This is a genomic window from Halomonas sp. BLK-85 (assembly GCF_044792155.1).
Classification (GTDB): Bacteria; Pseudomonadota; Gammaproteobacteria; order Pseudomonadales; family Halomonadaceae; genus Vreelandella.
This window is the reverse complement of record NZ_CP087731.1, coordinates 3,097,035-3,121,579: the sequence shown is the minus strand read 5'-3', so window position 1 is coordinate 3,121,579 and position 24,545 is coordinate 3,097,035. Positions and strand designations below refer to the sequence as shown.

General features: G+C 55.1%; 24 protein-coding genes. 19 read left to right on the top strand and 5 right to left on the bottom strand.

Annotated features, from left to right (window positions below; genetic code table 11):
- Positions 1–137: 137 nt before the first annotated feature.
- The 10 genes from LL947_RS14330 (at position 138) to mgtE (ending at position 8,694) form a co-directional block, all read left to right on the top strand.
- Entirely contained in the window at positions 138–545 is a 408-nt protein-coding gene (locus LL947_RS14330) for an ATP synthase subunit I (protein WP_290822527.1), read from the top strand.
- A gap of 12 nt (positions 546–557) precedes the next feature.
- Positions 558–1,385 carry a F0F1 ATP synthase subunit A gene (gene atpB / locus LL947_RS14325; RefSeq protein WP_290822529.1) on the top strand — a complete coding sequence of 276 codons (828 nt, stop codon included), beginning with the start codon at positions 558–560 and terminating at the stop codon, positions 1,383–1,385.
- Positions 1,386–1,452: 67 nt separating this feature from the next.
- On the top strand, positions 1,453–1,680 hold the full coding sequence (atpE, locus tag LL947_RS14320; RefSeq protein ID WP_089701275.1) for a F0F1 ATP synthase subunit C: 228 nt from the start codon (positions 1,453–1,455) through the stop codon (positions 1,678–1,680).
- Positions 1,681–1,758: 78 nt separating this feature from the next.
- The gene (locus tag LL947_RS14315; protein ID WP_290822534.1) at positions 1,759–2,229 is read left to right on the top strand and encodes a F0F1 ATP synthase subunit B; all 471 of its coding nucleotides are present in this window, start codon (positions 1,759–1,761) and stop codon (positions 2,227–2,229) included.
- 11 nt (positions 2,230–2,240) lie between these two features.
- A complete protein-coding gene (locus LL947_RS14310; protein ID WP_404414899.1) occupies positions 2,241–2,777 on the top strand; it encodes a F0F1 ATP synthase subunit delta in 537 nt (178 codons plus the stop codon).
- A 16-nt stretch (positions 2,778–2,793) separates the two neighbouring features.
- Positions 2,794–4,338 carry a F0F1 ATP synthase subunit alpha gene (gene atpA / locus LL947_RS14305; RefSeq protein ID WP_404414896.1) on the top strand — a complete coding sequence of 515 codons (1,545 nt, stop codon included), beginning with the start codon at positions 2,794–2,796 and terminating at the stop codon, positions 4,336–4,338.
- Positions 4,339–4,407: 69 nt separating this feature from the next.
- Positions 4,408–5,292, top strand: coding sequence for a F0F1 ATP synthase subunit gamma (gene atpG / locus LL947_RS14300; protein ID WP_290822540.1), 885 nt, complete (start codon positions 4,408–4,410; stop codon positions 5,290–5,292).
- 72 nt (positions 5,293–5,364) lie between these two features.
- Positions 5,365–6,744 carry a F0F1 ATP synthase subunit beta gene (gene atpD, locus LL947_RS14295; RefSeq protein ID WP_290822542.1) on the top strand — a complete coding sequence of 460 codons (1,380 nt, stop codon included), beginning with the start codon at positions 5,365–5,367 and terminating at the stop codon, positions 6,742–6,744.
- A 24-nt stretch (positions 6,745–6,768) separates the two neighbouring features.
- The gene (locus LL947_RS14290) at positions 6,769–7,197 is read left to right on the top strand and encodes a F0F1 ATP synthase subunit epsilon (RefSeq protein WP_290822544.1); all 429 of its coding nucleotides are present in this window, start codon (positions 6,769–6,771) and stop codon (positions 7,195–7,197) included.
- Between the two features lie 108 nt (positions 7,198–7,305).
- On the top strand, positions 7,306–8,694 hold the full coding sequence (gene mgtE, locus LL947_RS14285) for a magnesium transporter (RefSeq protein WP_290822546.1): 1,389 nt from the start codon (positions 7,306–7,308) through the stop codon (positions 8,692–8,694).
- On the opposite strand, the gene LL947_RS14280 is transcribed toward mgtE, so the two are convergent.
- A complete protein-coding gene (locus LL947_RS14280; RefSeq protein WP_290822549.1) occupies positions 8,695–9,894 on the bottom strand; it encodes a cation diffusion facilitator family transporter in 1,200 nt (399 codons plus the stop codon). It lies immediately after the preceding gene.
- A 257-nt stretch (positions 9,895–10,151) separates the two neighbouring features.
- On the opposite strand from LL947_RS14280, the gene LL947_RS14275 reads away from it, so the two are divergent.
- From LL947_RS14275 to LL947_RS14260, 4 genes are all read left to right on the top strand, one after another.
- A complete protein-coding gene (locus LL947_RS14275; RefSeq protein WP_499833552.1) occupies positions 10,152–10,952 on the top strand; it encodes an undecaprenyl-diphosphate phosphatase in 801 nt (266 codons plus the stop codon).
- 65 nt (positions 10,953–11,017) lie between these two features.
- A complete protein-coding gene (locus tag LL947_RS14270) occupies positions 11,018–12,130 on the top strand; it encodes an FAD:protein FMN transferase (RefSeq protein ID WP_499833551.1) in 1,113 nt (370 codons plus the stop codon).
- Position 12,131: 1 nt separating this feature from the next.
- Positions 12,132–13,499 carry a bifunctional UDP-N-acetylglucosamine diphosphorylase/glucosamine-1-phosphate N-acetyltransferase GlmU gene (gene glmU, locus LL947_RS14265; RefSeq protein WP_499833550.1) on the top strand — a complete coding sequence of 456 codons (1,368 nt, stop codon included), beginning with the start codon at positions 12,132–12,134 and terminating at the stop codon, positions 13,497–13,499.
- 198 nt (positions 13,500–13,697) lie between these two features.
- Entirely contained in the window at positions 13,698–14,567 is an 870-nt protein-coding gene (locus tag LL947_RS14260) for a c-type cytochrome (RefSeq protein ID WP_404414875.1), read from the top strand.
- A gap of 92 nt (positions 14,568–14,659) precedes the next feature.
- Here the strand turns inward: LL947_RS14260 and rep are convergent, their stop codons facing one another.
- Positions 14,660–16,717 carry a DNA helicase Rep gene (gene rep / locus LL947_RS14255; protein WP_290822558.1) on the bottom strand — a complete coding sequence of 686 codons (2,058 nt, stop codon included), beginning with the start codon at positions 16,715–16,717 and terminating at the stop codon, positions 14,660–14,662.
- Between the two features lie 52 nt (positions 16,718–16,769).
- On the opposite strand from rep, the gene LL947_RS14250 reads away from it, so the two are divergent.
- Complete coding sequence (locus LL947_RS14250; protein ID WP_290822560.1) at positions 16,770–17,243, top strand: tRNA (cytidine(34)-2'-O)-methyltransferase; 474 nt, start codon at positions 16,770–16,772, stop codon at positions 17,241–17,243.
- A 4-nt stretch (positions 17,244–17,247) separates the two neighbouring features.
- Here the strand turns inward: LL947_RS14250 and pyrE are convergent, their stop codons facing one another.
- On the bottom strand, positions 17,248–17,910 hold the full coding sequence (pyrE, locus tag LL947_RS14245; RefSeq protein ID WP_499833549.1) for an orotate phosphoribosyltransferase: 663 nt from the start codon (positions 17,908–17,910) through the stop codon (positions 17,248–17,250).
- Positions 17,911–17,996: 86 nt separating this feature from the next.
- On the opposite strand from pyrE, the gene LL947_RS14240 reads away from it, so the two are divergent.
- Positions 17,997–18,764 (top strand): exodeoxyribonuclease III, encoded by a 768-nt coding sequence (locus LL947_RS14240; RefSeq protein WP_499833548.1) that lies wholly within the window; start codon positions 17,997–17,999, stop codon positions 18,762–18,764.
- A gap of 94 nt (positions 18,765–18,858) precedes the next feature.
- On the opposite strand, the gene rph is transcribed toward LL947_RS14240, so the two are convergent.
- Positions 18,859–19,596: a ribonuclease PH gene (rph, locus tag LL947_RS14235; protein ID WP_290822566.1), complete on the bottom strand. Its 738-nt coding sequence runs from the start codon at positions 19,594–19,596 to the stop codon at positions 18,859–18,861.
- A gap of 126 nt (positions 19,597–19,722) precedes the next feature.
- On the opposite strand from rph, the gene LL947_RS14230 reads away from it, so the two are divergent.
- Complete coding sequence (locus LL947_RS14230; RefSeq protein ID WP_404414864.1) at positions 19,723–20,598, top strand: YicC/YloC family endoribonuclease; 876 nt, start codon at positions 19,723–19,725, stop codon at positions 20,596–20,598.
- Positions 20,599–20,702: 104 nt separating this feature from the next.
- On the opposite strand, the gene thpD is transcribed toward LL947_RS14230, so the two are convergent.
- Entirely contained in the window at positions 20,703–21,680 is a 978-nt protein-coding gene (thpD, locus tag LL947_RS14225) for an ectoine hydroxylase (protein ID WP_499833547.1), read from the bottom strand.
- Positions 21,681–21,946: 266 nt separating this feature from the next.
- On the opposite strand from thpD, the gene LL947_RS14220 reads away from it, so the two are divergent.
- Both LL947_RS14220 and LL947_RS14215 read left to right on the top strand, forming a co-directional pair.
- Positions 21,947–22,726, top strand: a complete 780-nt coding sequence (locus LL947_RS14220; RefSeq protein ID WP_499833546.1) for a Crp/Fnr family transcriptional regulator — start codon at positions 21,947–21,949, stop codon at positions 22,724–22,726.
- Positions 22,727–22,945: 219 nt separating this feature from the next.
- Positions 22,946–24,391, top strand: a complete 1,446-nt coding sequence (locus LL947_RS14215) for a mannose-1-phosphate guanylyltransferase/mannose-6-phosphate isomerase (RefSeq protein ID WP_499833545.1) — start codon at positions 22,946–22,948, stop codon at positions 24,389–24,391.
- Positions 24,392–24,545: the final 154 nt, after the last annotated feature.

Here is a 24,545-nt window from a genome sequence, read left to right as displayed (position 1 = left end):
GTCTGTCTAGCGGATAAAAAGCGCCCGCTTTGGTTGAAGGGTCGATAGCGCTTCCCTATAATCGCGCAAGATTTGTGCGGATTGTGACCAAATCACATGTGCAGCATCGGCGTCTTGAGTAATGGATCACAATCATCATGCAACACCAGCTACGCAAGGAAGTACAACGACGTCAGATTTACATTCGCCGGTTAGCAATAGCACAGTCGGTTATTATTTTGCCCATTGTTCTGCTGGCGCTGATGACCTCGGGTAGATCGGGCGTTGTATCATCTCTGCTGGGCGTCATGGTAGCACTGATACCGCATGCAATATTCGTGGCCCGCGCTGGTATACTGAGTCAACGGCTTCGTGCCTCGCAAAGTGCCAAACGTCTGCTGGGTGCAGAAATGAGTAAGTTCGGTTTGACGATGGTTCTGTTCATCATGGTGTTCATAACAGTGCCACCCTCAAACCCCGCTTTATTCTTTAGTGCTTATGTAGCGGTCGTCCTGACGCATTGGCTAGCCCCTTGGCTGATGCCCAAGCACCGCTCAATTGATTGAGGTAACCGTTCTATGGCCGCAGGAAACGAAGTCTCACCGACTTACTATATCCAGCACCACTTGCAGAACCTGACGTTTGGCAAGCACCCGGAAAATGGCTGGTCGCTGGCTCATTCTGCAGAAGAAGCCCGTGAGATGGGATTCTGGGCAATCCACCTCGATACCATGGGTTGGTCGATCGCCATGGGATTGCTGTTCATCTGGGTATTTCGCAAGGCTGGAAAAATGGCCACGACGGGTGTACCCGGTGGTTTGCAGAATGCTGTCGAAATGGTTGTCGAATTTATTGAAAATCTGACCCGTGCCACTTTCCACGGCAGAAATCCGGTCATTGCCCCTCTGGCATTGACGCTGTTTGTCTGGATCCTGCTGATGAACACGCTGAAGATTATCCCGGTTGACTATTTTCCAGAGCTGTTTATTCGTCTTGGTGTCGACTACATGAAGATCGTCCCAACGACTGACCCTAACGCAACGCTGGGCATGGCGTTGGGTGTTTTCTGCCTGATTATCTACTACAGCATCAAGGTAAAGGGAGTGGGCGGCTTTGCTAAAGAGCTTTCGTTGACACCCTTCAACCACTGGGCGTTAATACCTTTCAACCTTGTTCTTGAAATCATCGGCTTACTGGTCAAACCCCTGGGTCTCGGGCTTCGTCTGTTTGGTAACATGTTTGCCGGTGAAGTTATCTTCATCCTGATTGCCCTATTGCCATTCTGGGCCATCTGGCTGTTGGATGTGCCCTGGGCTATTTTCCATATTCTAGTGGTAACACTTCAGGCCTTCATCTTTACTACCTTGTCGGTTGTTTATCTGAGCGCCGCACACGAGCATCATTAAAAACGAGCAACGCAACGCTTTCATTAACCCTCAACCTTAACTAAACCTTAAAATCAGGAGCATCATCATGGAAATGGTTTACCTCTCTGCTGCTATCATCATCGGTTTGGGCGCTCTGGCAACTGGCATTGGCTTCGCCCTGCTAGGCGGCAAGCTGCTTGAATCTACCGCGCGTCAGCCTGAAATGGGCGACCAGCTGCAAACCAAAACCTTCATCATGGCCGGTCTGCTTGACGCCGTTCCGATGATTGGTGTTGGTATTGCCATGTACCTGATCTTCGTTGTTGCCGGTTAATCGATACGAACGCCGAGCGGTCAGCCGCTCGGTTCTGTTTGATTCCGGTCGCCACGAAACTGTCAGAGGTACATTCCTGTGAATATCAACATGACGCTTATCGGGCAGACGATCGCCTTCGCGATCTTTGTCTGGTTTTGCATAAAGTACGTGTGGCCACCCATCAGCTCTGCGCTTCATGAGCGTCAGAAAAAGATTGCTGATGGCCTGGATGCGGCTAGCCGTGCGTCTCGCGACCTCGAACTCGCGCAAGAGCAGGCAGCTCAGACCCTGCGCGAAAGCAAAGAGCAGGCTTCACAGATTCTGGATCAGGCGAACAAGCGTTCCGCCCAGATCGTTGAGGAAGCCCGCGAGCAAGCACGTGCTGAAGGCGAACGTTTGATAACCAGTGCCCGTGCTGAGATCGACCAAGAAATTCAACGCGCCAAGGATGATCTGCGTGCTCAGGTTTCTCATCTCGCGGTAACAGGTGCTGAACGCGTGCTGGAAAACTCCGTCGACGAAAAAGCACACCGCAAGCTGCTTGATGAGCTTGCTGCTGAACTGTAAGGAGGTGACCCATGGCGGAATTACTTACCGTCGCTCGTCCTTACGCTAAGGCGGCGTTTGAATTTGCACGTGATAACAGCGCGCTGGATACATGGTCAGAAGCCTTGCGCTTTCTAAGCCAGGTGGTAGTGAATGAAGACGTTCGCTATTTTCTGAGCAGCCCAAAGCTTGAAAACGAACAGAAGGTATCACTGCTGATGGGCATGCTGCCCGGTAAGCCAGAAGAAACCTTCGAGCGTTTTCTGACCAGCCTGGCTCGCCAGCATCGACTCGTTGCGCTGAAAGCGATTGCCGAGCAGTTCGAAAAACTGCGCGCAGAGCATGAACAGCGCATCGACGTAACCGTGACGTCAGCCTTTAAGCTCGACAGCAAGCAAGAAACCAAGCTGACAAACGCGCTTAAAAAACGTCTCAATCGCGAAATCTCCATTACTACTCAGGTGGATAAATCGCTGATTGGTGGTGTCATTCTACGTGCCGGGGATACCGTTATCGACGGTTCGGTACGTGGCCGACTTGACCGCCTTTCTGAAGCGTTGACCACATGAGTCTGAGGGACATGGCATGCAGCAACTGAATCCTTCCGAGATCAGCGACATCATCAAGCAGCGGATTGATAAGCTTGACGTCGCATCTGAAGCCCGTAATCAGGGCACCATTGTGGGTGTCTCCGACGGTATCGTGAAAGTTCACGGCCTCGAAGACGCCATGTTTGGTGAAATGATTGAATTCCCCGGCAGTATTTTCGGCATGGTACTTAACCTGGAGCGCGACTCCGTGGGTGCCGTTGTGCTGGGTGACTACCTGCAGCTTGAAGAAGGTATGACCGCGCAATGTACCGGTCGTATCCTTGAAGTGCCGGTGGGTCCTGAACTGATTGGTCGCGTCGTTGACGCGCTGGGTAACCCGATTGATGGCAAGGGCGATATCAACGCCAAGATGACAGATGCCGTTGAAAAGGTGGCCCCGGGCGTTATCACCCGTCAGTCGGTAGATGAGCCGATCCAGACCGGCCTGAAGTCAATCGACGCCATGGTGCCGATCGGTCGTGGTCAGCGTGAGCTGATCATCGGTGACCGCCAGATCGGTAAATCCGCCATTGCCATTGATGCCATCATCAACCAGAAAGGCAAGGGTGTGACCTGTGTTTACGTTGCCATTGGTCAGAAGCAATCGACCATTGCCAACGTGGTGCGCAAGCTGGAAGAGCATGGCGCCATGGAACACACCATCATCGTGGCAGCGGGCGCCGCTGACCCGGCTCCAATGCAGTTCCTGGCCGCCTATTCTGGTTGCACCATGGGCGAATATTTCCGTGATCGCGGTGAAAACTCCCTGATTGTCTACGATGACCTGTCAAAACAGGCCGTTGCTTATCGTCAGGTATCGCTGCTGTTGCGTCGTCCGCCGGGCCGTGAAGCCTACCCAGGTGATGTCTTCTACCTGCACTCGCGTCTGCTTGAGCGTGCGGCACGTGTTAATGCTGACTACGTCGAGAAGTTTACCAATGGTGAAGTGAAAGGCAAGACCGGTTCCCTGACCGCGCTGCCGATCATCGAAACCCAGGGTGGCGACGTTTCTGCCTTCGTTCCGACCAACGTGATCTCGATCACTGATGGTCAGATCTTCCTTGAGACCAACCTGTTCAACTCGGGCATTCGTCCGGCGATCAACGCAGGTCTCTCGGTATCTCGCGTAGGTGGTTCAGCGCAAACCAAGGTTATCAAGAAACTGGGCGGTAGTGTTCGTCTGGCACTGGCTCAGTACCGTGAGCTGGCGGCGTTCTCCCAGTTTGCTTCTGACCTTGATGAAGCCACCCGCAAACAGCTTGAGCATGGTCAGCGGGTAACCGAGCTGATGAAACAAAGTCAGTATTCACCGATGTCTGTCGCCGAGATGGCACTGTCTCTGTATGCCGCTAACGAAGGCCATCTGGATGACGTGGACGTCAGCAAAGTGCTCGATTTTGAGCGTGCCTTGCATGACTACATGAAGTCAGAGCATGCTGATCTGCTTGATAAGATCAATCAGTCGGGCGACTACAACGACGAGATCAAAAGCGGCTTGAAGTCGGGTCTCGAACAGTTCAAGGCGACTCAGACCTGGTAAAGCGTTTGGCTCATCCCCGGGATGGGCCAGCCTCCTTTTCTGAGAGCCACGAACGAAGGGTAGATCGCTATGGCAGCTGCAAAAGAGATACGCACCCAGATCGGGAGCATTAAAAATACGCAGAAGATCACCAGCGCCATGGAAATGGTCGCTGCATCTAAAATGCGTAAAGCACAAGATCTGATGAAGGCGAGCCAGCCTTACGCCAAGCAGATCCGCAACGTGGTAGCCCACATTGCCGATGCCAATCCTGAGTACAAGCACGACTACATGGTCGAGCGTGACGAAGTGAAACGCATTGGTTACATCGTGGTCTCCACGGATCGCGGCCTCTGCGGCGGTTTGAACGTTAACCTGTTCAAATCCGTACTGAAGGACGCTGCACAATGGCGCAACCAGGGGGCAGAGATCGAGTTCTGCGCGCTGGGCAGCAAGGCCGGCAGCTTCTTTAACAAGTACGGCGGTACGCTGGTGGCCGCCAAAAGTGGCCTGGGCGAATCGCCCACGGTCGAAGATCTGATTGGTAGCGTCACGGTTATGCTCGAAGCATACGATGAAGGGCGCCTTGACCGCTTGTTTGTGGTGTATAACGAGTTTGTTAACACCATGACGCAAAAGCCGGTAACGCGTCAGCTTCTTCCGCTTTCCACTGACATCGGTGCAGACGAGCAGGACGACGAAAACGCCCGTCCCGGAAGCTGGGACTACCTGTATGAACCGGATGCAAAGGCGTTACTCGATAGCCTGTTGGTTCGATTTATTGAATCGCAGGTTTATCAGGCGGTTGTGGAAAACGGTGCCTGTGAGCAAGCGGCACGCATGATCGCCATGAAGAGCGCCACTGACAACGCGGGCGACCTGATCGACGATCTGGAAATGGTGTACAACAAGGCCCGTCAGGCCGCCATTACCCAGGAAATTTCTGAAATCGTCGGCGGCGCCGCTGCCGTATAACGCCTTGGAAGCTGCCTGGCATGGGCGCTTCCAGCAAAAGGTTTCATTTGCAGGTTTTTGAGAGGAACCAAGATGAGCGGACGTATCGTACAAATCATCGGCGCGGTGATTGACGTAGAGTTTCCGCGGGACTCAGTGCCCAAGGTCTACGACGCGCTGAACGTCTCGGGAGCCGAGACGGTTTTGGAAGTCCAGCAGCAGCTGGGCGATGGTGTGGTTCGTACCATTGCGATGGGCTCTACTGAAGGGCTCAAGCGTGGTATCGACATCACCAACACGGGTGCAGCAATTTCTGTACCTGTCGGTCAGGCCACCCTGGGCCGCATCATGAACGTGCTCGGTGAGCCGATTGATGAAGCCGGTGAGATCGGTGAAGAAGAACGTATGCCGATTCACCGCAAGGCACCGGGTTATGCCGACCAGGCAGCGTCCGAAGAGCTGTTGGAAACCGGTATCAAGGTTATTGATCTGGTTTGTCCCTTCGCCAAGGGGGGTAAGGTTGGCCTGTTTGGCGGCGCCGGTGTGGGTAAAACCGTTAACATGATGGAGCTTATCCGCAATATCGCAACTGAGCACAGTGGTTTCTCAGTCTTTGCCGGTGTGGGTGAGCGTACTCGTGAAGGTAACGACTTCTATCACGAGATGACCGAATCCAACGTTATCGATAAGGTAGCGCTGGTATATGGTCAGATGAATGAGCCGCCGGGTAACCGTCTGCGCGTTGCACTGACGGGCCTGACCATTGCGGAAAAATTCCGTGATGAAGGTCGTGACGTTCTGCTGTTCGTCGATAACATCTATCGTTACACCCTGGCAGGTACCGAGGTATCGGCACTGCTGGGTCGTATGCCCTCAGCAGTAGGTTATCAGCCGACACTGGCAGAAGAGATGGGTGTTCTGCAGGAACGTATCACTTCGACCAAGACAGGCTCTATCACGTCTGTCCAGGCCGTTTACGTACCTGCGGATGACTTGACTGACCCGTCACCGGCCACCACCTTCTCTCACCTGGACGCGACCGTGGTACTGGCGCGCTCCATTGCTGAGCTAGGTATCTATCCGGCCATTGATCCGCTGGATTCCACGTCACGTCAGCTTGATCCACTGGTTGTGGGTGAAGAGCATTACAACGTGGCACGTGGTGTCCAGGGCGTTCTGCAGCGTTACAAGGAACTCAAGGATATCATCGCGATTCTGGGCATGGACGAGCTGTCTGATGAAGACAAGCTGGCCGTTTCCCGTGCGCGTAAAATCCAGCGCTTCCTGTCGCAGCCGTTCTTCGTGGCAGAAGTATTCACTGGCTCGCCCGGGAAATACGTGTCGCTGAAAGATACGATTCGTGGCTTCCAGGGTATCTTGGACGGTAATTACGACGAGCTGCCGGAGCAGGCCTTCTACATGGTCGGCACCATCGATGAAGCCGTCGAGAAAGCCAACGAGATGCAGAAGTAATCCCGTCGACTAGGGGGATTCGCTATGGCGAATAGCTTCACTTGCAATATCGTCAGCGCCGAAGCATCCATCTTCTCAGGTTCCGTTGAGCAGGTGATTGCTTCTGGTTTGATGGGTGACCTCGGCATCTTGCCGGGGCACGCACCCCTGCTGACTGAGCTTCAGCCCGGCCCGATTCGCGTCATCTTTGACGACGGGAAGGAAGATAACTTCTTCGTAACCGGCGGCTTCATGGAAGTACAGCCAAATGTGGTCACTATCCTGGCAGATTCTGCTGCCCGAGCTTCAGATCTCAGTGAAGTCGCGGCAGAAGAGGCGCGTCAGAACGCACTGCGCGCCATGAATGAACAGTCTGCTGATCTTGACTACACACGTGCTGCTGCCGAACTGGCTGAAGCGGTTGCCCAACTGCGGACTATCCAGCAACTGCGTAAAAAGGCAGGTAAAGGGTAGTCACGCCTTGCGGTGTTATCTACGCCCTCCAGGCCCGTTACAGGGTCTGGGGGGCGTTTTTGTTTCTCTGTTATCATCTTGAAAACGCAATGACGAGGGAGTGTTGGTATGTCGTTGGAAGATGAAACCCTGATGGTGTTAAAAGATGAACTTGTCCAGGCCTACAGCAATGGTGATGTTGATAACGCCGCTTTTGCGGAACGTCTAAAGGAAATACGCTCGGCGGACATCGGTGAAATGCTGGACGTCATGATTGAAGATGATGACGCCTTGCCAGCCGCCATTGCCGTGCTTGGCACCCTTTCCAGTGAACGTGCTGCCAATGTGCTGGGCTATCTGGCGGGTTATAATCAGTTGGCCATTGTTGCTGAGCAGCAGGATAGTCAGGTGCTTACCCTGCTTGAGGAAATGAGCGCTGATGAACGTGCTGATCTGTTTAACCTGCTGGGTGAAGATCGTCGGGAAGCCTTGCTCAGGCGGATGGCTCATCGTGAAAGGGAGGACCTCAAACGTCTGTCAAGCTACGAGGAAGGCACCGCGGGCGCCATCATGACCTCTGACTATGTCGCCATAGCCAGTGGCATGACGGTGTCGCAAGCCTTGATGCGGGTGCGTCAGACGGCCCCGGATGCAGAAACTGTCTACCAGCTTTATATCCTTTCCCGGGATGGCCAGCTGATAGGTACCATGTCGCTCCGCCAATTGATGGTGGCTCGTCCGGGGGCGATTGTCGATGACATCATGATCAAGGAAGTCATCAGCACCTGGGTGGGTGAAGAGCAGGAAACCGTGGCGCGTGTCGTGGCGCGCTATGACCTTTTGGCGTTACCGGTGATTGATGCTGAGCAGCGTATGGTCGGTATCGTTACCCATGATGACGCCATGGACGTGGCAGAGTCAGAGGCCACAGAGGATTTTCATAAAGGGATGTCGATTGGGGCGCTTGAAGACGGCGTCAGTCGTGTGCCCTTGTGGAGCCTGTATCGCAAGCGGGTGTTCTGGTTGGTACTGCTGGTGTTTGCCAACCTGTTCTCCGGGGCCGGGATCGCCTATTTCGAGGATATTATAGCGGCTCAGGTGGCTCTGGTGTTCTTCCTGCCACTGCTGATTGGTTCAGGCGGCAACGCGGGTGCCCAGGCGGCAACCTTGATGGTGCGCGGTATGGCCACCGGCGACGTGGGTGTGAAAGACTGGGGCAAGATGCTGGGCCGCGAACTGCTGGTAGCAGGTGCATTGGGGTTGACCATGGCTCTGGCGGTGGCGCCCATTGGGGTGATGCGGGGAGGTGAAGCGGTGGCAATCGTGGTGGCTCTGAGCATGGTAACCATCGTGCTGTTTGGCAGCCTGATGGGGATGTGCCTGCCTTTTGTGCTCGAGCGTTTCAAGGTGGACCCGGCCACCGCATCGGCACCTCTGGTCACCACCCTGATTGATGCCTCTGGCGTGCTGATCTATTTCAGTATTGCCTCGGCCATACTGACGAGCGTCGCGGTCTGATCAGCGCTGTTGAAAGGGCGCATTACTGGCCGCGCGGGTGATAAACAGGATTTCCACATTGCCCAGCCATTCGATGTCACTGGCCATGGCTTTCAGCTGGCTGGCAAGACACTGTGGTGGCTGTTGGACGGTACCCCCAACCACCAGAGAAACAGATATCTTGCCGTCCAGATAATGCAGCTGAAGATCGGTCAGGGTGCGCCAGACCGGATGCTTATACCAGCGCTCATTGAGCGCGGCTTCCACTTCGGGGCGGAGAGGCAGCCCGGGCAAGCGGCTGGGGTCACCCTGGCCGGCGTCGTCTTCCGGGTCAATATGAAAGATGACATCGGTCAGGGCCGGGAATTGATGACGCAGGCGTCGACTGACCTCATTGCCGATCTCATGGGCTTCGGAGACACTGACTTTGGGCCCCACCACAATATGCAAATCGACCATGGCCCAACCGGCGGACTGGCGAGTGCGCAGATCGTGAACGCTATCAACGCCTGGCACCGTGCAGGCTACCTCATGCATCTGTTGCTGGGCGTCGGTCGGTAGGGCGGTGTCCACGAGTTCACGCGCCGATTCCCATAGTAAATCCCAGCCAACCTTACCAACCAGCAGACCGACGATGATGGCTGCCACGGCATCCAGCCAGCCAAACCCGAACTGGGCGCCAACCAGCGCGACCAGGACAACCGCAGTCGAAAGTGCATCGCTGCGTGAGTGCCAGGCGTTGGCTTCGAGCAGCTTGGACTGTACCCGCTGAGCGACTTTCATGGTGTAACGGTAGATCCATTCCTTGCTCAACAGGGCGGCAAGTGTAATACCGATGGCAGCAAATCCTGGCGCATTGATCTGGGTGCCACTGAACAGGCGCTCGATACTTGACCAGGCGATACCCCCTGCCACAAAAATAAGGACGCTGCCCAGCAACAGCGTGGTCAGGGTTTCGATCCGGCCATGACCATAGTGATGGTCCTTGTCTGGCCCTTGACGCCCATAATGAATGGCAGCAAACACAAAACCATCAGTAATCAGATCAGAAAGTGAATGAATGCCATCCGCCACCAGGGCTGCCGAACCAACCAACAAACCCACGATTACCTTGACTGCGCTCAGTGTCGCGTCGAGCCAGGCACCAATCGTCGTGACGCGCTTGGCTTCACGACTCTGATGGTCATGCGCTTGCGGTGTGATGTCTGGGTTGGAAAGCATACGCCACCTTGTGGGCTGTTCGGCGATCGAACCCATATTGTAACTCACCACTTGCAAATACTCATGTTTGAAATACGTGTATTTGAAATGCAAAGGTCCCTGCAAGTGGCAACGGACAATCCTGTCAAGGCCGTGTATCCTTGACCACTATGGCTGACCGCCGGGTGTTATGGATCAAATCAAATGTCGTCATTACGCGGTGCCCGTCGGTTTAATCAGGCAACTATCGCGGGTTTCGATTAACAGGCAAGGCTTCAATGGACTGGTTACAAATTATCGTCCTGGCAATCGTCCAGGGTTTCACCGAGTTTCTCCCTATTTCAAGCTCTGCCCATCTTATCCTGGTGCCAGTGCTGACCGACTGGCAGGACCAGGGACTGGCTTTCGACGTTGCCCTGCATCTTGGCAGCCTGAGTGCTGTGATGATTTATTTCCGGCGCGAAATTGCGTCGATGACCCGCAGTAGCCTTAAGGTGCTAAATGGTAAAGGCGTTGATCGCGATGCCTGGCTTGCATTATGGGTCACCCTGGCGACCTTGCCGGTGTGTGCGATTGGTTTTGTGCTCCACGATGTGATTGAAGGCTACATGCGTTCAACCCTGATCATCAGCATGAGCCTGATCGTTTTCGGCTTGCTGCTGGGTTACGCTGACTGGAAGCAGCGCGGGACACGTAGCGAATACCAGCTAGGCCTGAAAGACGCCATCATCATCGGCCTTGCCCAGGCGCTGGCGTTGATCCCCGGCACTTCGCGATCGGGTATTACCATCACTGCTGCGTTAATGATGGGTATGAATCGCGAAGCAGCAGCCCGCTTTTCCTTCCTTTTATCCATCCCCGTGATCGTCCTGGCCGGCGGGCTTGAATCCTTCAAGCTGGCAAGCCAGCCGGATGCCATGGACTGGAACGCCATGATCATGGGCACCTTGCTTTCCGGGTTAAGCGCCTATCTGTGTATCCACTTTTTTCTGGCCTTTATCCGCAAAATCGGCATGCAGCCCTTTGTGATCTATCGCGTAGTGCTGGGCGCCTGGTTGCTATGGATCTTTTATTTTTGAGAATCGGTACTTTAAAACCTGTGACGGGAACTGTCTGGCAGTCAACAGTGAAAAGGGTGAATGGCATGATAAATAGTCAGAAAAAGCTAGGGTGGGTAAGCCTGATGATAATCGGGCTGCTAGGGGTGGCAGGCTGCTCCTCCGAAGAGGAACGACCGCTTGAGTCCCCCGTTCGCTTTGAAGGCGCCATTTTTGGGAGTTTTTACCAGATCAGTATCGCAGACCCGCTGACCCAGGGGGAACTCAGTGATATTGAAGAAGGTTTTCTGGAAGAACTGCAAAACGTCGATAAGGCCATGTCGACCTACCGGGATGATTCCGAACTGGTCGCTTTCAACCAGGCACCGGTAGGCGAATGGCAGTCGCTTTCGCCTGCTACCGTGGAGGTGATGGCGATCAGTCAATCCGTCTCTGAGGACAGTCAAGGGGCCTTGGATGTGACCGTGGGCGGGCTGGTCAATCTGTGGAGTTTTGGCCCTGAAGCGCAGCCTGAAGAAGTCCCTGATGATCAAACGCTTGAAGCACGTCTGGAAACGGTGGGTTCTGATGCCCTGGAGTTTGATACCGATGACAATCAGGCGCAGCGCACCCGGGGTGTGTTTGTTGACCTTTCCGCCGTCGCCAAGGGCTATGCGGCGGATCAGGTGGCCGACTACCTTGGTCAACGGGGGTTTGAGCACTATCTGGTGAATCTCGGCGGCGATCTGGTGGCGCAGGGATATCGTGACCCCGAAGAAGAAACGCCCTGGCGTATTGGTATTGAAGTCCCCGAAGACGGCCGGCAAACCGCCCAGCTTGTCCTGCCGCTCAGCGATATGACGGTGGCTACCTCAGGCGATTACCGCAATTACTTCGAGCAGGACGGCCAGCGTTTTTCGCATACCATTGACCCTCGCACTGGCCGCCCTATTACCCATGGGCTGGCCTCTGTATCCGTGTTTGATGACTCCAATGCCCGAGCCGATGCCTGGTCCACGGCACTGATGGTGGCCGGTGAACAGGAAGGAATGGCCATCGCGCAGGCCCACGATCTTGATGTCCTGATGCTGGTACGCGATGGCGAACAATGGAAGAGTCTCGCCAGCCCCGGTTTTGCTAGCACCTTTGGTGACACTCTGGTGGATGAGCTGACGATCGAAGTCGTGCAGGCGACACCCGACACCCCAACGGAGGAATAAGATGCTCGACGCGCTTGATGTTGTAATCCTTGCGGCCGGTAAAGGCTCTCGTATGCGCTCACAAACCCCCAAGGTATTGCACGCTCTGGCGGGTAGACCCATGGTCAGCCATGTGCTGGAAACTGCCCAGGCGCTCAATCCCAGCCGTACGCATGTGGTGATTGGCCATGGCGCGGACCGTTTGCGGACGGCCCTGGAGGGCGCCGATGTGCACTTCGCCCTGCAGGCCGAACAGAAAGGTACCGGCCACGCAGTGGCGCAAACGCTTGAGCAGCTAGGCCAGGGGAAGGTGCTGGTGCTTTATGGTGACGTACCGCTGATCCGCCGCGATACCCTGGCAGGTCTGTTGGCCAGGGTGGATGAGCAACACCTTGGGCTACTCACGGTGACGCTGACAGACCCCCATGGCTATGGGCGCATCCTGCGTAATGACGCCGGTGAAGCGGTCGCCATCGTTGAGCAGAAAGACGCCAGTGCTGAACAGCTGACCATCAACGAATGCAATACCGGCATCATGGCCATGACCAGCGCCCAGCTCAAGCGCTGGCTGCCTCAGCTGTCGGCAGAAAACGCCCAGGGCGAGTACTACCTGACCGATGTGATTGCCATGGCCGCTAATGAAGGTGTCAGCGTGACGACCGCTCAGCCCGCGACCCCCTTGGAAGTTGAAGGCGTCAACAACCGCGCCCAGATGGCTCGGTTGGAACGCGCCTACCAGGCCGAACTGGCCGAGCAGCTGATGGACCAGGGCGTGGCCCTGGCCGACCCGGCAAGAATTGATATCCGCGGTAACCTGACGTGCGGCCACGATGTGTCCATTGATATCGGCTGCGTGTTTGAAGGCGACGTTGAGCTGGGGGAAGGCGTGCATATTGGCCCCTACTGCGTGATCAAGAACAGCACCATTGGCGCTGAAAGCGTGATTGACAGTCACAGTGTGATTGACACGGTCGTTGCCGCAGGCCTGAACCAGGTCGGCCCCTTTGCACGGCTGCGCCCCGGCACGCGTCTGGCGGTAAACGCCAAGGTGGGCAACTTTGTGGAAACCAAAAATACTGACGTAGGTGAAGGCAGCAAGATCAATCATCTCAGCTATGTGGGCGATGCCCGCCTGGGGCGTGGAGTCAACGTGGGCGCAGGCACGATTACCTGCAACTATGATGGTGCCAACAAGCACCTGACGACGATTGATGACAATGCTTTCATTGGTTCAAATACCGCTCTTGTGGCGCCAGTAACGGTTGGCAAAGGTGCTACCGTAGGCGCTGGTTCCACCATTGCCAAAGACGTCGCGGACCATGCTCTGGCGGTGACCCGTAGCCGTCAGCTGGAGAAACCGGATTGGCCAAGACCTGAGAAAACGGCGTGATCAGTATCGGAATTTAACGCTGTATACGACATAAGAGTCATGAGTGGCATTTTCCTGCGCCCAAGGATGTCGGTATACTAATCACATTGGAACGTCTACCTGAATAACCTGGCGTCTCGGCAGTGCACGGCTTTTGACAGCACCGCCGCACACAGAAGTAACGAAATCATTCGATGAAAAACTCAAGAGGTGGTGAGAGTGAAACTTAAGCTGATCATGAGCGGGCTGGCGGCCTTTGGCGTCATGGCAGGCACATCCAGTGCTTTCGCCCAGGAAGAAGCCGCGCGTAATGCCATTGCGGAACGTCTGGCACCGGTTGGCCAACTCTGCTTGCAGGGTCAGGACTGTGGTACTGCCTCAGCCCCGGCAGAAAGCAGTAGCGACAGTGGCGATGATATTGACGGTGGTGAAATCTACAGCAACGTCTGTGCGGCCTGCCACGAGTCCGGTGCCGCCGGTGCGCCTATCCGAGGTGATGAGGAAGCCTGGGCAGAGCGTACCGAGCAAGGCTTCGCAACCCTGCTGGATCATTCGATCAACGGTATTGGGGCCATGCCTGCACGGGGTGGCAACCCGGATCTGTCTGACGAAGAGATGGAAGCAGCGACTGCCTATGTGGTTGAGCCGGTGATGGACGTTTCTGATGTCGGCAGCGCCTCAAGCGATGATGAAGCGGCGACCGAGGAAGCTTCAGCAGCCACACAGGAAGAGGATGCGGCAGGTACAGAGGAAGAGATGGCATCCTCTGCTGAAGAAAGTGACGGCACAACAGAAGAAGACATGGCCAGCGCTTCTGATCAGGAGGCGGCCACTGACAGTGATAGCGGTCTGGATGGTGAAGCACTCTACAGCAGCCTGGGCTGTGTCGCCTGCCACGCCAACGGCGTCGCCGGTTCCCCGCTGATTGGTGATGTAGAAGCTTGGGAGCCTCGTATCGAACAAGGTAAAGATACCCTGTATCAGAGCGTTTTCAATGGCAAGGGAGCCATGCCGCCTCGCGGTGCCAGCCAGGGTTCTGATGAAGAAATCATGGCAGTGGTTGATTACATGGTATCCGAAGTGCAGTAACTCGCTGCCACACTAACGTCCAACCCCATTGTGATATCCACAGGCGAGCGATAATACGCCCTGTGGATATTTTTTGTTCCGATTGTGTTTATTTACCCTAGCAGTGAACGAATACCTGCCAGGGCATCCTTGCCGCGTGCCTGCTTTTTCTCCGGATCTTCTTTATCCGCGCGGCCTTCCCATTCCAGGTCTTCGGCGGGCAGTTCATCGAGAAAACGGCTGGGCTGGCAATCCATCAGTTCGCCATAGGCCTTGCGCTGGCGCGCCAGGGTAAGCGTCAGTGTGCGACGCGCGCGGGTAATGCCTACATAGGCCAGGCGGCGCTCTTCTTCCACCGTATCCATTTCAACAGCATTACGGTGGGGTAGCAGGTCTTCTTCCAGGCCCATCAGGTAGACGTGGGGGAATTCCAGCCCTTTTGACGCGTGCATGGTCAAAAGCTGCACCCGGTCGGAATCATCCTCTTCGGCCTGCTGTTCAAGAATGTCGCGTAGCACCAGACGAGAAATAGCCGCTTCCACACCGTCGGTTTCTGTGGTGGTGCTATCATTAACGTCTTCCGGGTCGCGGTTAAGTGATTTTTCCAACTGGTCGATCAGTGTCCAAACGTTGGCCATGCGCCGCTCGGCAATGGTCGGGGCGCTGGCATTCTGGTAAAGCCAGGCTTCGTAGTCCATGTCGCGCACCATGTCACGAATGGCGGCAATGGCGTCGCCTTTGTCCATACGCTGGCGCACGCCATCAATAAAGTGGGTAAAGCGTGAAAGCCGTTCTACGGCGCGGGTCGGCAGGGTCTGTTCCAGTCCCAGTTCATGACAGGCAGCAAACAGCGCAATGTTACGTTCGGTGGCGTAGTTGGCGAGTTTTTCCAGCGTACCCGGGCCAATTTCCCGGCGAGGCACGTTCACAATACGCAGAAAGGCATTATCGTCAGCAGGATTGATCAACAGCCGCAGATAGGCCATGGCGTCCTTGATCTCGTTGCGTGAGAAAAACGAGGTTCCGCCGGAAAGCTTGTAGGGAATCTGATAGTGCTGCAGCTTGAGTTCCAACAGGCGCGCCTGGAAATTTCCCCGATAGAGCACTGCAAAGTCCCGCCATTCGGATTTTTCCTTGATGCGTCGGGTGAGGATTTCGCTGGCCACCCGTTCGGCTTCGGCTTCCTCATGGCGACTGACGACGACGCGAATGGACGCGCCGTCGCCCATATCAGACCACAGGGTTTTCTCATACACGTGAGGGTTGTTGGCGATCAGGGTGTTGGCCGCCCGCAGAATCGTGCCCGTGGAACGGTAATTCTGCTCCAGCTTGATAACATTAAGGCGTGGAAAATCTTCACCCAGCGTGATCAGGTTTTCCGGACGGGCGCCACGCCAGGCGTAGATGGACTGGTCATCATCGCCTACCACGGTGAAGGTCGCGCGTTCTGCCATTAACAGTTTTACCAGCAGATACTGGGAAACGTTGGTGTCCTGATACTCATCCACCAGCATGTAATGAATCTTGCGCCGCCAGCGGGCCAGGGCTTCCGGGTCGCGTTGCAAGAGCACTACCGGCAGCAGAATCAGGTCATCGAAATCAACGGCATTGTAGGCCTTCAGATGGCGCACATAGGCTTCATACACCCGGGCGGCAAAATGCTCGTCATCATCGTTAGCCAGAGAAAGCGCGTTGCCGGGTAGTACCAGGTCATTTTTCCACTGGGAAATCTTGCCCTGTACGGCGTTGATCTGCTCCGCATCTACCTGAGCGTCCTTGTTCATCAGGTCACGCAGCAGGGCCTTGGCATCTTCCGGGTCAAACAGCGAAAAGCCAGGCTTGTAGCCCAGGGTCTTGAGCTCTGAACGAATGATATTCAACCCCAGAGTGTGAAAGGTCGACACCGTCAGTCCGTGGCCTTCCTTGCCCTGTAGCATTTTCCCGACTCGCTCTTTCATTTCCCGGGCAGCTTTATTGGTAAAGGTCACGGCGGCGATGCGGCGCGCGCTCATGCCGCATTCCTGTACCAGATAGGCAATCTTGGTCGTGATCACACTGGTTTTGCCAGACCCCGCCCCCGCCAGCACCAGGCAGGGGCCATCAATATAGCGCACCGCTTCCTGCTGGCGCGGGTTGAGGTTTCGCAAGCGTTGGGCAATGGCGGGGTTCATGGCAGAATGCATCCTTTACATGTGGAAGGTAAGCCAATGTCTGGAAGAACCAATGTTTGACATCGCGCTGTTTGAGCCAAAGATGGCGCCGAATGCGGGTAACATCATGCGCCTGGCGTCCAACAATGGTTGCCAGCTCCACCTGATCGAGCCGCTGGGGTTTGATCTGGAAGAGAAAAAACTGCGTCGTGCCGGGCTTGATTACCGGGATCTGGCCAATGTGCGCTGTCATGCCAATTTCACCGCCTTTGTGGAAGCGATGCAGGGGCGAACCCTGTGGGCGCTGACAACCCGCGGCACGCGCTATTATAGCGAGGCTTCTTTTGGCGCGGGCGATGTTTTACTGTTTGGTTCTGAAACAGGTGGCTTATCGGAGCAGGCCCACGCCTTGATCGCCGCAGAAAACAAGTTACTGATTCCCATGCAGCCTAATAATCGCAGCCTTAACCTGTCCAATGCCGTGGCGCTGGTCAGCTATGAGGCCTGGCGCCAGCTAGGCTTTGCTGGTGCCGCCGCCCCCGGCTAGGTAATCATTCACTACCGTACTCAGCGCGATAAGCGCGAATGGCTCTGGCATGCACCTGCATGTCGGGGTCTGCCTGCTCTTCCAGGTAGGTCAGCACCTGTGCCAGAGTAACGATACTGACAACCGGCATACCAAAAGTGGCTTCAACTTCCTGGATGGCGCTTTGCTCGCCCTGACCACGCTCCTGGCGATTCAGGGCAATAATGACGCCGCCAGCTCGGGCACCGCTTTGTTCGATGAGGGTCATCACCTCTCGAATGGCCGTGCCTGCCGTGATGACATCGTCGATAATCAGGATATCACCCGTTAGTGGAGCACCTACGGTTGTGCCGCCTTCACCATGGGTCTTGGCTTCCTTGCGGTTGAAAGCGTAGGGCATGTCAAGATCATGGTGATCAGCGAGTGCAGCGGCAGTAACGGCTGCAAGCGGAATGCCTTTATAGGCAGGGCCAAACAGTACATCGGCCTTGAGGCCGCTATTAACAATCGCCTGGGCGTAAAAGCGCCCAAGCCTGGCCAGGGCACCGCCCGTCTGAAACAGGCCGGCATTGAAAAAATACGGGCTTATACGACCGGATTTCAGGGTGAATTCGCCAAACTTGAGCACGCCCTGATCAATAGCAAAGGCGATAAAGTCGCGTTGATACGATTGTAGAGAGGCAGACACGATAATCCTCGCGATTTTTTGTGGGGGATTTACTCAAACGTCGAAACGTCGGGTATCATACAGCAGCGACGCTAAAGGGACGATCTATGAAAATTGCCAGCATCAATGTCAATGGTATTCGTGATGCCGTCGATCGTGGCTTCCTGGACTGGCTGGCTCAGCAGGATGCCGACGTGGTCTGCGTGCAGAACATCAAGGCGAAAAGTTTCGAACTAGGCGACCATATTCTCTATCCGGAAGGTTACGAAGGCTATTTTCTGGACGCAGAGGAGGATGGTTTTGCCGGCGTGGCACTTTATTGCCGCAAGATTCCCAAGGCGATCATGTATGGCCTTGGGTTTCCACAGTGCGATCATGAAGGGCGCTTTTTACAGGCAGACTACGACCGTTTCAGTATTGCCACCTTCCTGATGCCCGATGGCAGTGACCAGAAGGCCAAACAGGCCTTCATGGAGCAGTACCAGGAATACCTGAGCAAGATGGCGCGTAAGCGCCGGGAATATATTATCTGTGGCACCTGGCATATCGCCCACAAGACGATTGACCTGGCTAACTGGTCAGATAACCAGCTGACATCCGGTTTCCGCCCGGAAGAGCGCGCCTGGATGGATCATGTACTTGGCCCAACCGGGTTTATCGATACTTTCCGTGAGGTTAATCGCGACGCGGGTGAATATACCTGCTGGCCCAAGCTGGATCAGGAGGTGTCCCGTGGGCGCCAGGAAGGCTGGCGGATCGACTATCAACTGGTTGGCCCCAATTTCCGCCGCCATGTAGTGGATGCCTGGATCGATTACGAGGCGACCTTCTCCGAATTCGCCCCCTTGATTGTCGAGTACGATCTGGCGCTGTAAGCGCTCACTTCCCTGTATCGCCATGCATGCGTGTAGTATTCAAAAGGCCAGCGAATGCTGGCCTTTTGTTTTATCTACCTTACTCTGCTCACGCCTATTCACAAATTCCCAGTGCTTCACGTTGGTGTGCACGCAGCTCAGCGCCGGCTTTTTCAGCCAGATCGAGCATGGCATTCAGTTCAGCGCGATTGAAAGCACCGGCTTCGGCCGTTCCCTGTACTTCAATCATTTCAGCGTTTTCGGTCATGACTACGTTCAGGTCGGTGTCGGCCTTGCTGTCTTCCGGATAATCCAGATCGAGTACCGGGACACCTTTGTAGATACCCACAGAAATCGCGCTGACCATCTGTTTGAAGGGGTCACCCTTGATCTTCTTTTCGCGTTGCAGATGGCGAATGGCATCTACCAGGGCGACACAGCCACCGGTTATGGAGGCAGTGCGTGTGCCACCATCAGCCTGAATAACATCGCAATCCACCGTAATGGTGAACTCGCCGAGTTTCTTCAGATTCACGGCAGCCCGCAGGCTGCGGCCGATCAGGCGCTGGATTTCCAGGGTGCGGCCGCCTTGCTTGCCGCGGGTCGCCTCGCGGCCACTGCGGGAATGGGTCGCCCGCGGCAGCATTCCGTACTCAGCAGTAATCCACCCCTGGTTCTTGCCACGCAGCCAGCGCGGCACACCCGCTTCCACGCTGGCATTACACAGCACCTTGGTATCGCCAAACTCTACCAGCACCGAACCTTCCGCATGGCGGGTGTAATCACGGGTCAGGCGGATTTCACGCAGTTGGTCGGCGGCACGGCCGCTGGGGCGAACAACATCAGGACGCATAGCACCTCTCATGGTCATCAATAAAAAAATAGCCGAACTCAGTTGGCCGTATTCTACACGTCTGCCAGCGTAAGGCGCGGAATATCAGGTAGACTGAATGAAAACTTCATTAACCAAGGAACCCTTATGGCCATTGCCCAGGTTCATAGCATGACGGCCTTCGCCCGTGTTGAGCAGGTCGCCGCCTTCGGCAGCCTGCAAGTGGAAATACGCTCAGTCAATCAGCGCTACCTGGAGCCTCACTTTCGCCTGCCAGATACGTTTCGAGCCCTGGAGCCGGTGTTGCGCGAATCATTGCGCCAGCGCCTGGTGCGCGGCAAGGTGGAATGCAGTCTGCGGTTTGAGGCCGCTGAAGCAAGCCAGGCCCCCGCGGTCAATATCCAGCGCCTGAAGGAAATAGCGGATGCCCTGACGGCCATTCAGCAACAGGTGCCGGATGCCGTGCCCCCTACCACGCTTGACCTGCTCAACCAGCCTGGCGTAATGGCCACTCAACACCTGGATCCGGAAACCCTTCAGGCGGCAGCCACCCGGCTTTTCGAGCAGGCGCTGGATGAACTGATTGATGCCCGCGCCCGCGAAGGCACCAAGCTGGCTGAGATGATCACCTCTCGTCTGGAAGCAGTGAATGAGCAGGTAGCCACAGTGCGCCGCCTGCTGCCCAATATTCTCGAACGCCAGCGTGCCCAGCTGTTGGAGCGTTTGCACAGTGCCAGGACGGAGCTTGATCCCCAGCGTCTGGAAGCAGAGCTGGTGCTGGTTGCCCAGAAGGCTGATGTTGATGAAGAGCTGGACCGTTTGGGTGCCCATGTCGATGAAGTCAGCCGTCAGCTTGGCCAGAAAGGCCCCAAGGGCCGCCGCCTGGATTTCCTGATGCAGGAGCTCAACCGCGAAGCCAACACCTTATCGTCCAAGTCCGTGGTCGCCGACACCACTCGCTGCGCAGTGGAGCTTAAGGTACTGATCGAGCAGATGCGCGAGCAGATCCAGAATATCGAGTAGGGTCTGGCTATAAGTGCGGCTGGTTACCCAGCCTGTGCTAATACACCAAAGCCCCGAAAATTCGGGGCTTTTGACATAGGGCGCTTGATTGCGTCGTCAGCCCTTCAGGGCGACCAGCTTTTATCGGAGTGGTGAGCCAGAAATTCAGGCCTTGGCCCGGGGGCGGCAAAGGGCTGCTGGCAGGCGTTGTCGCGACGGTTATAAACAAAGAAAACATTACTTCGCGGGTCGGGCGACATATTGGCGTTGGAGGCGTGCAGCACATTGCAGTCAAAGAGAATCAGCCCACCGGCCTCACCTGTCACTGACTCGATGCCGCCTTTTTCAATCAACCGTGTTAGCGCCTGCTCCCCGGGAACGCCGACCTCCTGGCGCTTGAGCGAGTGGCGGAAATTATTCTCCGGGGTTTCACCCACACAGGGAACAAATACCTTATGTGAGCCTGGCACCAGCATGAGCGGCCCATTGAATTCGTGGTTATCGGTCATGATCACGGAGGCGCTGACAGCATGCATGGCCGGCATGCCATCCTCGGCGTGCCAGGTCTCGAAGTCGGAGTGCCAGTTGAAGCCCTTGCCGGCAAAGCCGGGTTTGTAGTTGATGCGTGACTGGTGAATATAGGTCTCTCCGCCGAGGATCTGCTTCACAGCCCCTGTCAGGCGAGGGTCCTCACTGAGCTTTTTGAGAGTGTTGGAAAGAAAGTGCACGGCAAACAGCGAGCGCATTTCATTGCCTTGCGGCTCGGTAATGCTGAAATCGCGCGTAAGGTACTCCTCCTGATTCATCAGCTTGCGTATTTCCTGACGAAGTTCTTCAAGCGCCGCACCGTGGATGAAATTGGGCAGAAACAGAAAGCCCTTCTCCTCGAACTCATCGAGTTGCGCCGCGCTTAGTGGGCCGGAAAGTTCTCGGCCCTTGATCACAGGTTCATGACGCTCAAGCCAGAGCTTCTTGGGCGATTCAGAAAAGCGCGAAGGGTAGGGGTCGCGCCGGGTGGTATATGCAGCGCCGGGAAGTTCGGAAGTATCGGAGTACTGTTTCTGAACAACGGCGTATGAGTTACTTGTGCTGATAGGTGCCATATTGATCATCTCCTAGGTAACGTCACTGGGTTTTGACCCTTCTGGCTTCCCCTCACCCGGCATGGACACCGTTAAGAGGCCTTGCGATTTTTACGTATGCAGAAGATTATCAGTGTGCACGGGGTTACTTTGGTCATCTGCGGTTTGTTCCGTCAGATCAATAGTCAGATATGCCCGCGTACATCCCTGTATTACCCTAGAGTCAAATACCAGAGAGTTGCCATAACCTGGGTTATGCAGGACAACCCAGCCGAGGGAGAACGCCTATGATGCCAGAGGAAAGCAGCATTATTCGCCATTTCGAACATTACCGACGCCTGAGTCCTGAAGAGAAGGACATTCTTGTCAACCTTGAAAGGTATCCTGAAGCCGTCAGCGCCGGCTCGACACTGTGGCAGGAGGGTAAGGCAGCCAGTGATTTCTGCCTGCTAAGCTCGGGGTGGGCATATTCATACCGTCACCTTGAGAATGGCACTCGCCAGATCATGGAGATATTTCTTCCAGGGGATATCATCGGTTTGCGCGAATTTGCCTTCAACGAGCGCCTCGATGGGGTAACGATGATCGAGGATGGCGCACTCTGCAGCGTCACTCATGGCCGCATGCTCGAGTTGTTCTGCCACTCTTTGACCCTGACGACAGTTATTTTCGCTATCTCCAGCCGCCAGCAGGCACTGCTTTGCGAGCGCCTGGTGACCCTGGCCCGACGTACCGCTCGCCAGCGCCTGGCGCACTTTCTGTGCGAGATGTACATCCGCCTGGAACAGACCATGGGTAGGTGTGGGTCGAGTTTTCAACTACCGCTGTCCCAACAGCAACTGGGTGATCTTCTGGGCATGACGCCAGTGCATGTTAGCCGGACGCTGTCGGCTATGAGTGATGATGCCATTATTTTCCGCAATCATCACACTATCAATATTCCTGATCTGAAGGTGTTGGCACGAGAGGCTCATTTCAGTGACCGCTACCTCAACACAAACCTGCGCTCACTGTTTGCAGACGCGCCCACGGAGCCGGGAAGATTGGCAATGAGAGACGGCGTTTAGGGTCAGTTGGCACTTCCTTAAGGCCGCGATGAAACGTCAACAGATCCGGGTGCAGGTAAGTCCCGGTGAGTCAAAAGTTCTTAAGAAAGTCAACGATATCCAGATCCTGATCTTGGGGCCTGAAATATCGCGCAAGATTTTTCGTATATTCGCATGAAACATGATTATACTAATGTAGTTGATGTTTAAAAAACCAGCAGAAGGCGTTGAGGAGTCAGCATGATCTATCCGGTTATCCTGTCAGGCGGTTCTGGTTCACGCTTATGGCCTGTCTCCAGAGAGCAATACCCTAAACAGTTTCTGAGCCTTCATCGGCCTGGTGTCAGCCTGCTACAGGAAACGGCGCAGCGACTCTCCAATCTGGAAGAAACAGGCACACCGCTGATTGTCTGCAATGAACAGCATCGATTCATGGTGGCCGAGCAGATGCACCAATCAGGGGTATCGGCGCAAATACTCCTCGAGCCCTGTGCCCGCAACACGGCGCCCGCATTAGCGCTAGCTGCTTTGTTGGCCGTGCAGATTGATCCAGATGCCGAGCTGCTGTCGATGCCTGCTGATCATGTCATCAAGGATGAACAACGTTTTGCAACCGCCATCAAGCAGGGTCTTGGACTGGCGCAGCAAGGTAAACTGGTCACCTTTGGCATTACGCCGAGTTCAGCGCATACCGGCTATGGTTATATAAAGCGTGGTCAAGCCGATGGAGAGGGGTTTGCTGTTTCGACTTTTGTAGAAAAGCCAGATCCTGAACAAGCCAGAACCTATATAGAAAACGGAAACTATTTATGGAACAGCGGTATCTTCCTTTTCGGGGCCAATGCATACATCAACGCCCTGCGTCAGTATGCGCCCGATATCCTGGAAGCTTGCGAACACGCTTTTGCGTCGCGCCAGCAAGACCTTGATTTTTTGCGTATCAACTCTGAAATGTTTGCACGTTGTCGAAGTGAATCAATCGACTATGCAGTAATGGAGCATACAAAAGAGGCTGTGGTCGTGCCCATGGACCCAGGTTGGAGCGATATTGGCGCCTGGGATGCGCTATATGATCTGACAGCTGAGGGTGAAGATGGCAATGCTGTTCAGGGCGATGTGATCACAGATAATGTCCGGAACAGTCTGATACGAAGTGAATCCAGGTTGGTTGCGGCCGTAGGCGTTGATCATCTGGTAATTGTCGAAACGGCGGATGCTGTGCTGGTTGCCGATCGTCATGATGCCCAGGCGACAAAACATATTGTTCATCGGCTGAAAGAGAAAGGGCGTAAAGAAGCCGAGCTCCACCAGACTGTTTTTCGCCCATGGGGCTCTTATACAACCCTCGCACTCACCAACAGTTTCCAGGTCAAGGAAATTATTGTGAACCCCGGTGCCAAGCTGTCACTCCAGATGCACCATCATCGTGCCGAACACTGGGTGGTGGTGAAAGGGACGGCAAAAGTCACTCAGGGCGATATGCATCAGGATTCTAATAATCTGAAAAGCTTTCTGCTCTCTGAAGATGAATCGACCTATATTCCTTTAGGTACTCCCCACCGCCTTGAAAATCCCGGCGTGATTCCTCTTCATCTCATTGAGGTGCAAACGGGCTCTTATCTGGGGGAAGACGATATAGTGCGCTTTGACGACGAGTATGGTCGTTCCCGCGATGGCAGTCTATGATCATTGAACCCAATCCGGCTTAAGGCTGACGATTTCATTACATGACCAAAGAGGATAAGCAACATTATGCGATTCTTACTCATTCTGGCCGCCTCTCTCGCGTTGTCCGGTTGTATCAATGTGCCCTTTGTTCCCCTTATCTAGGCGGAGTGCC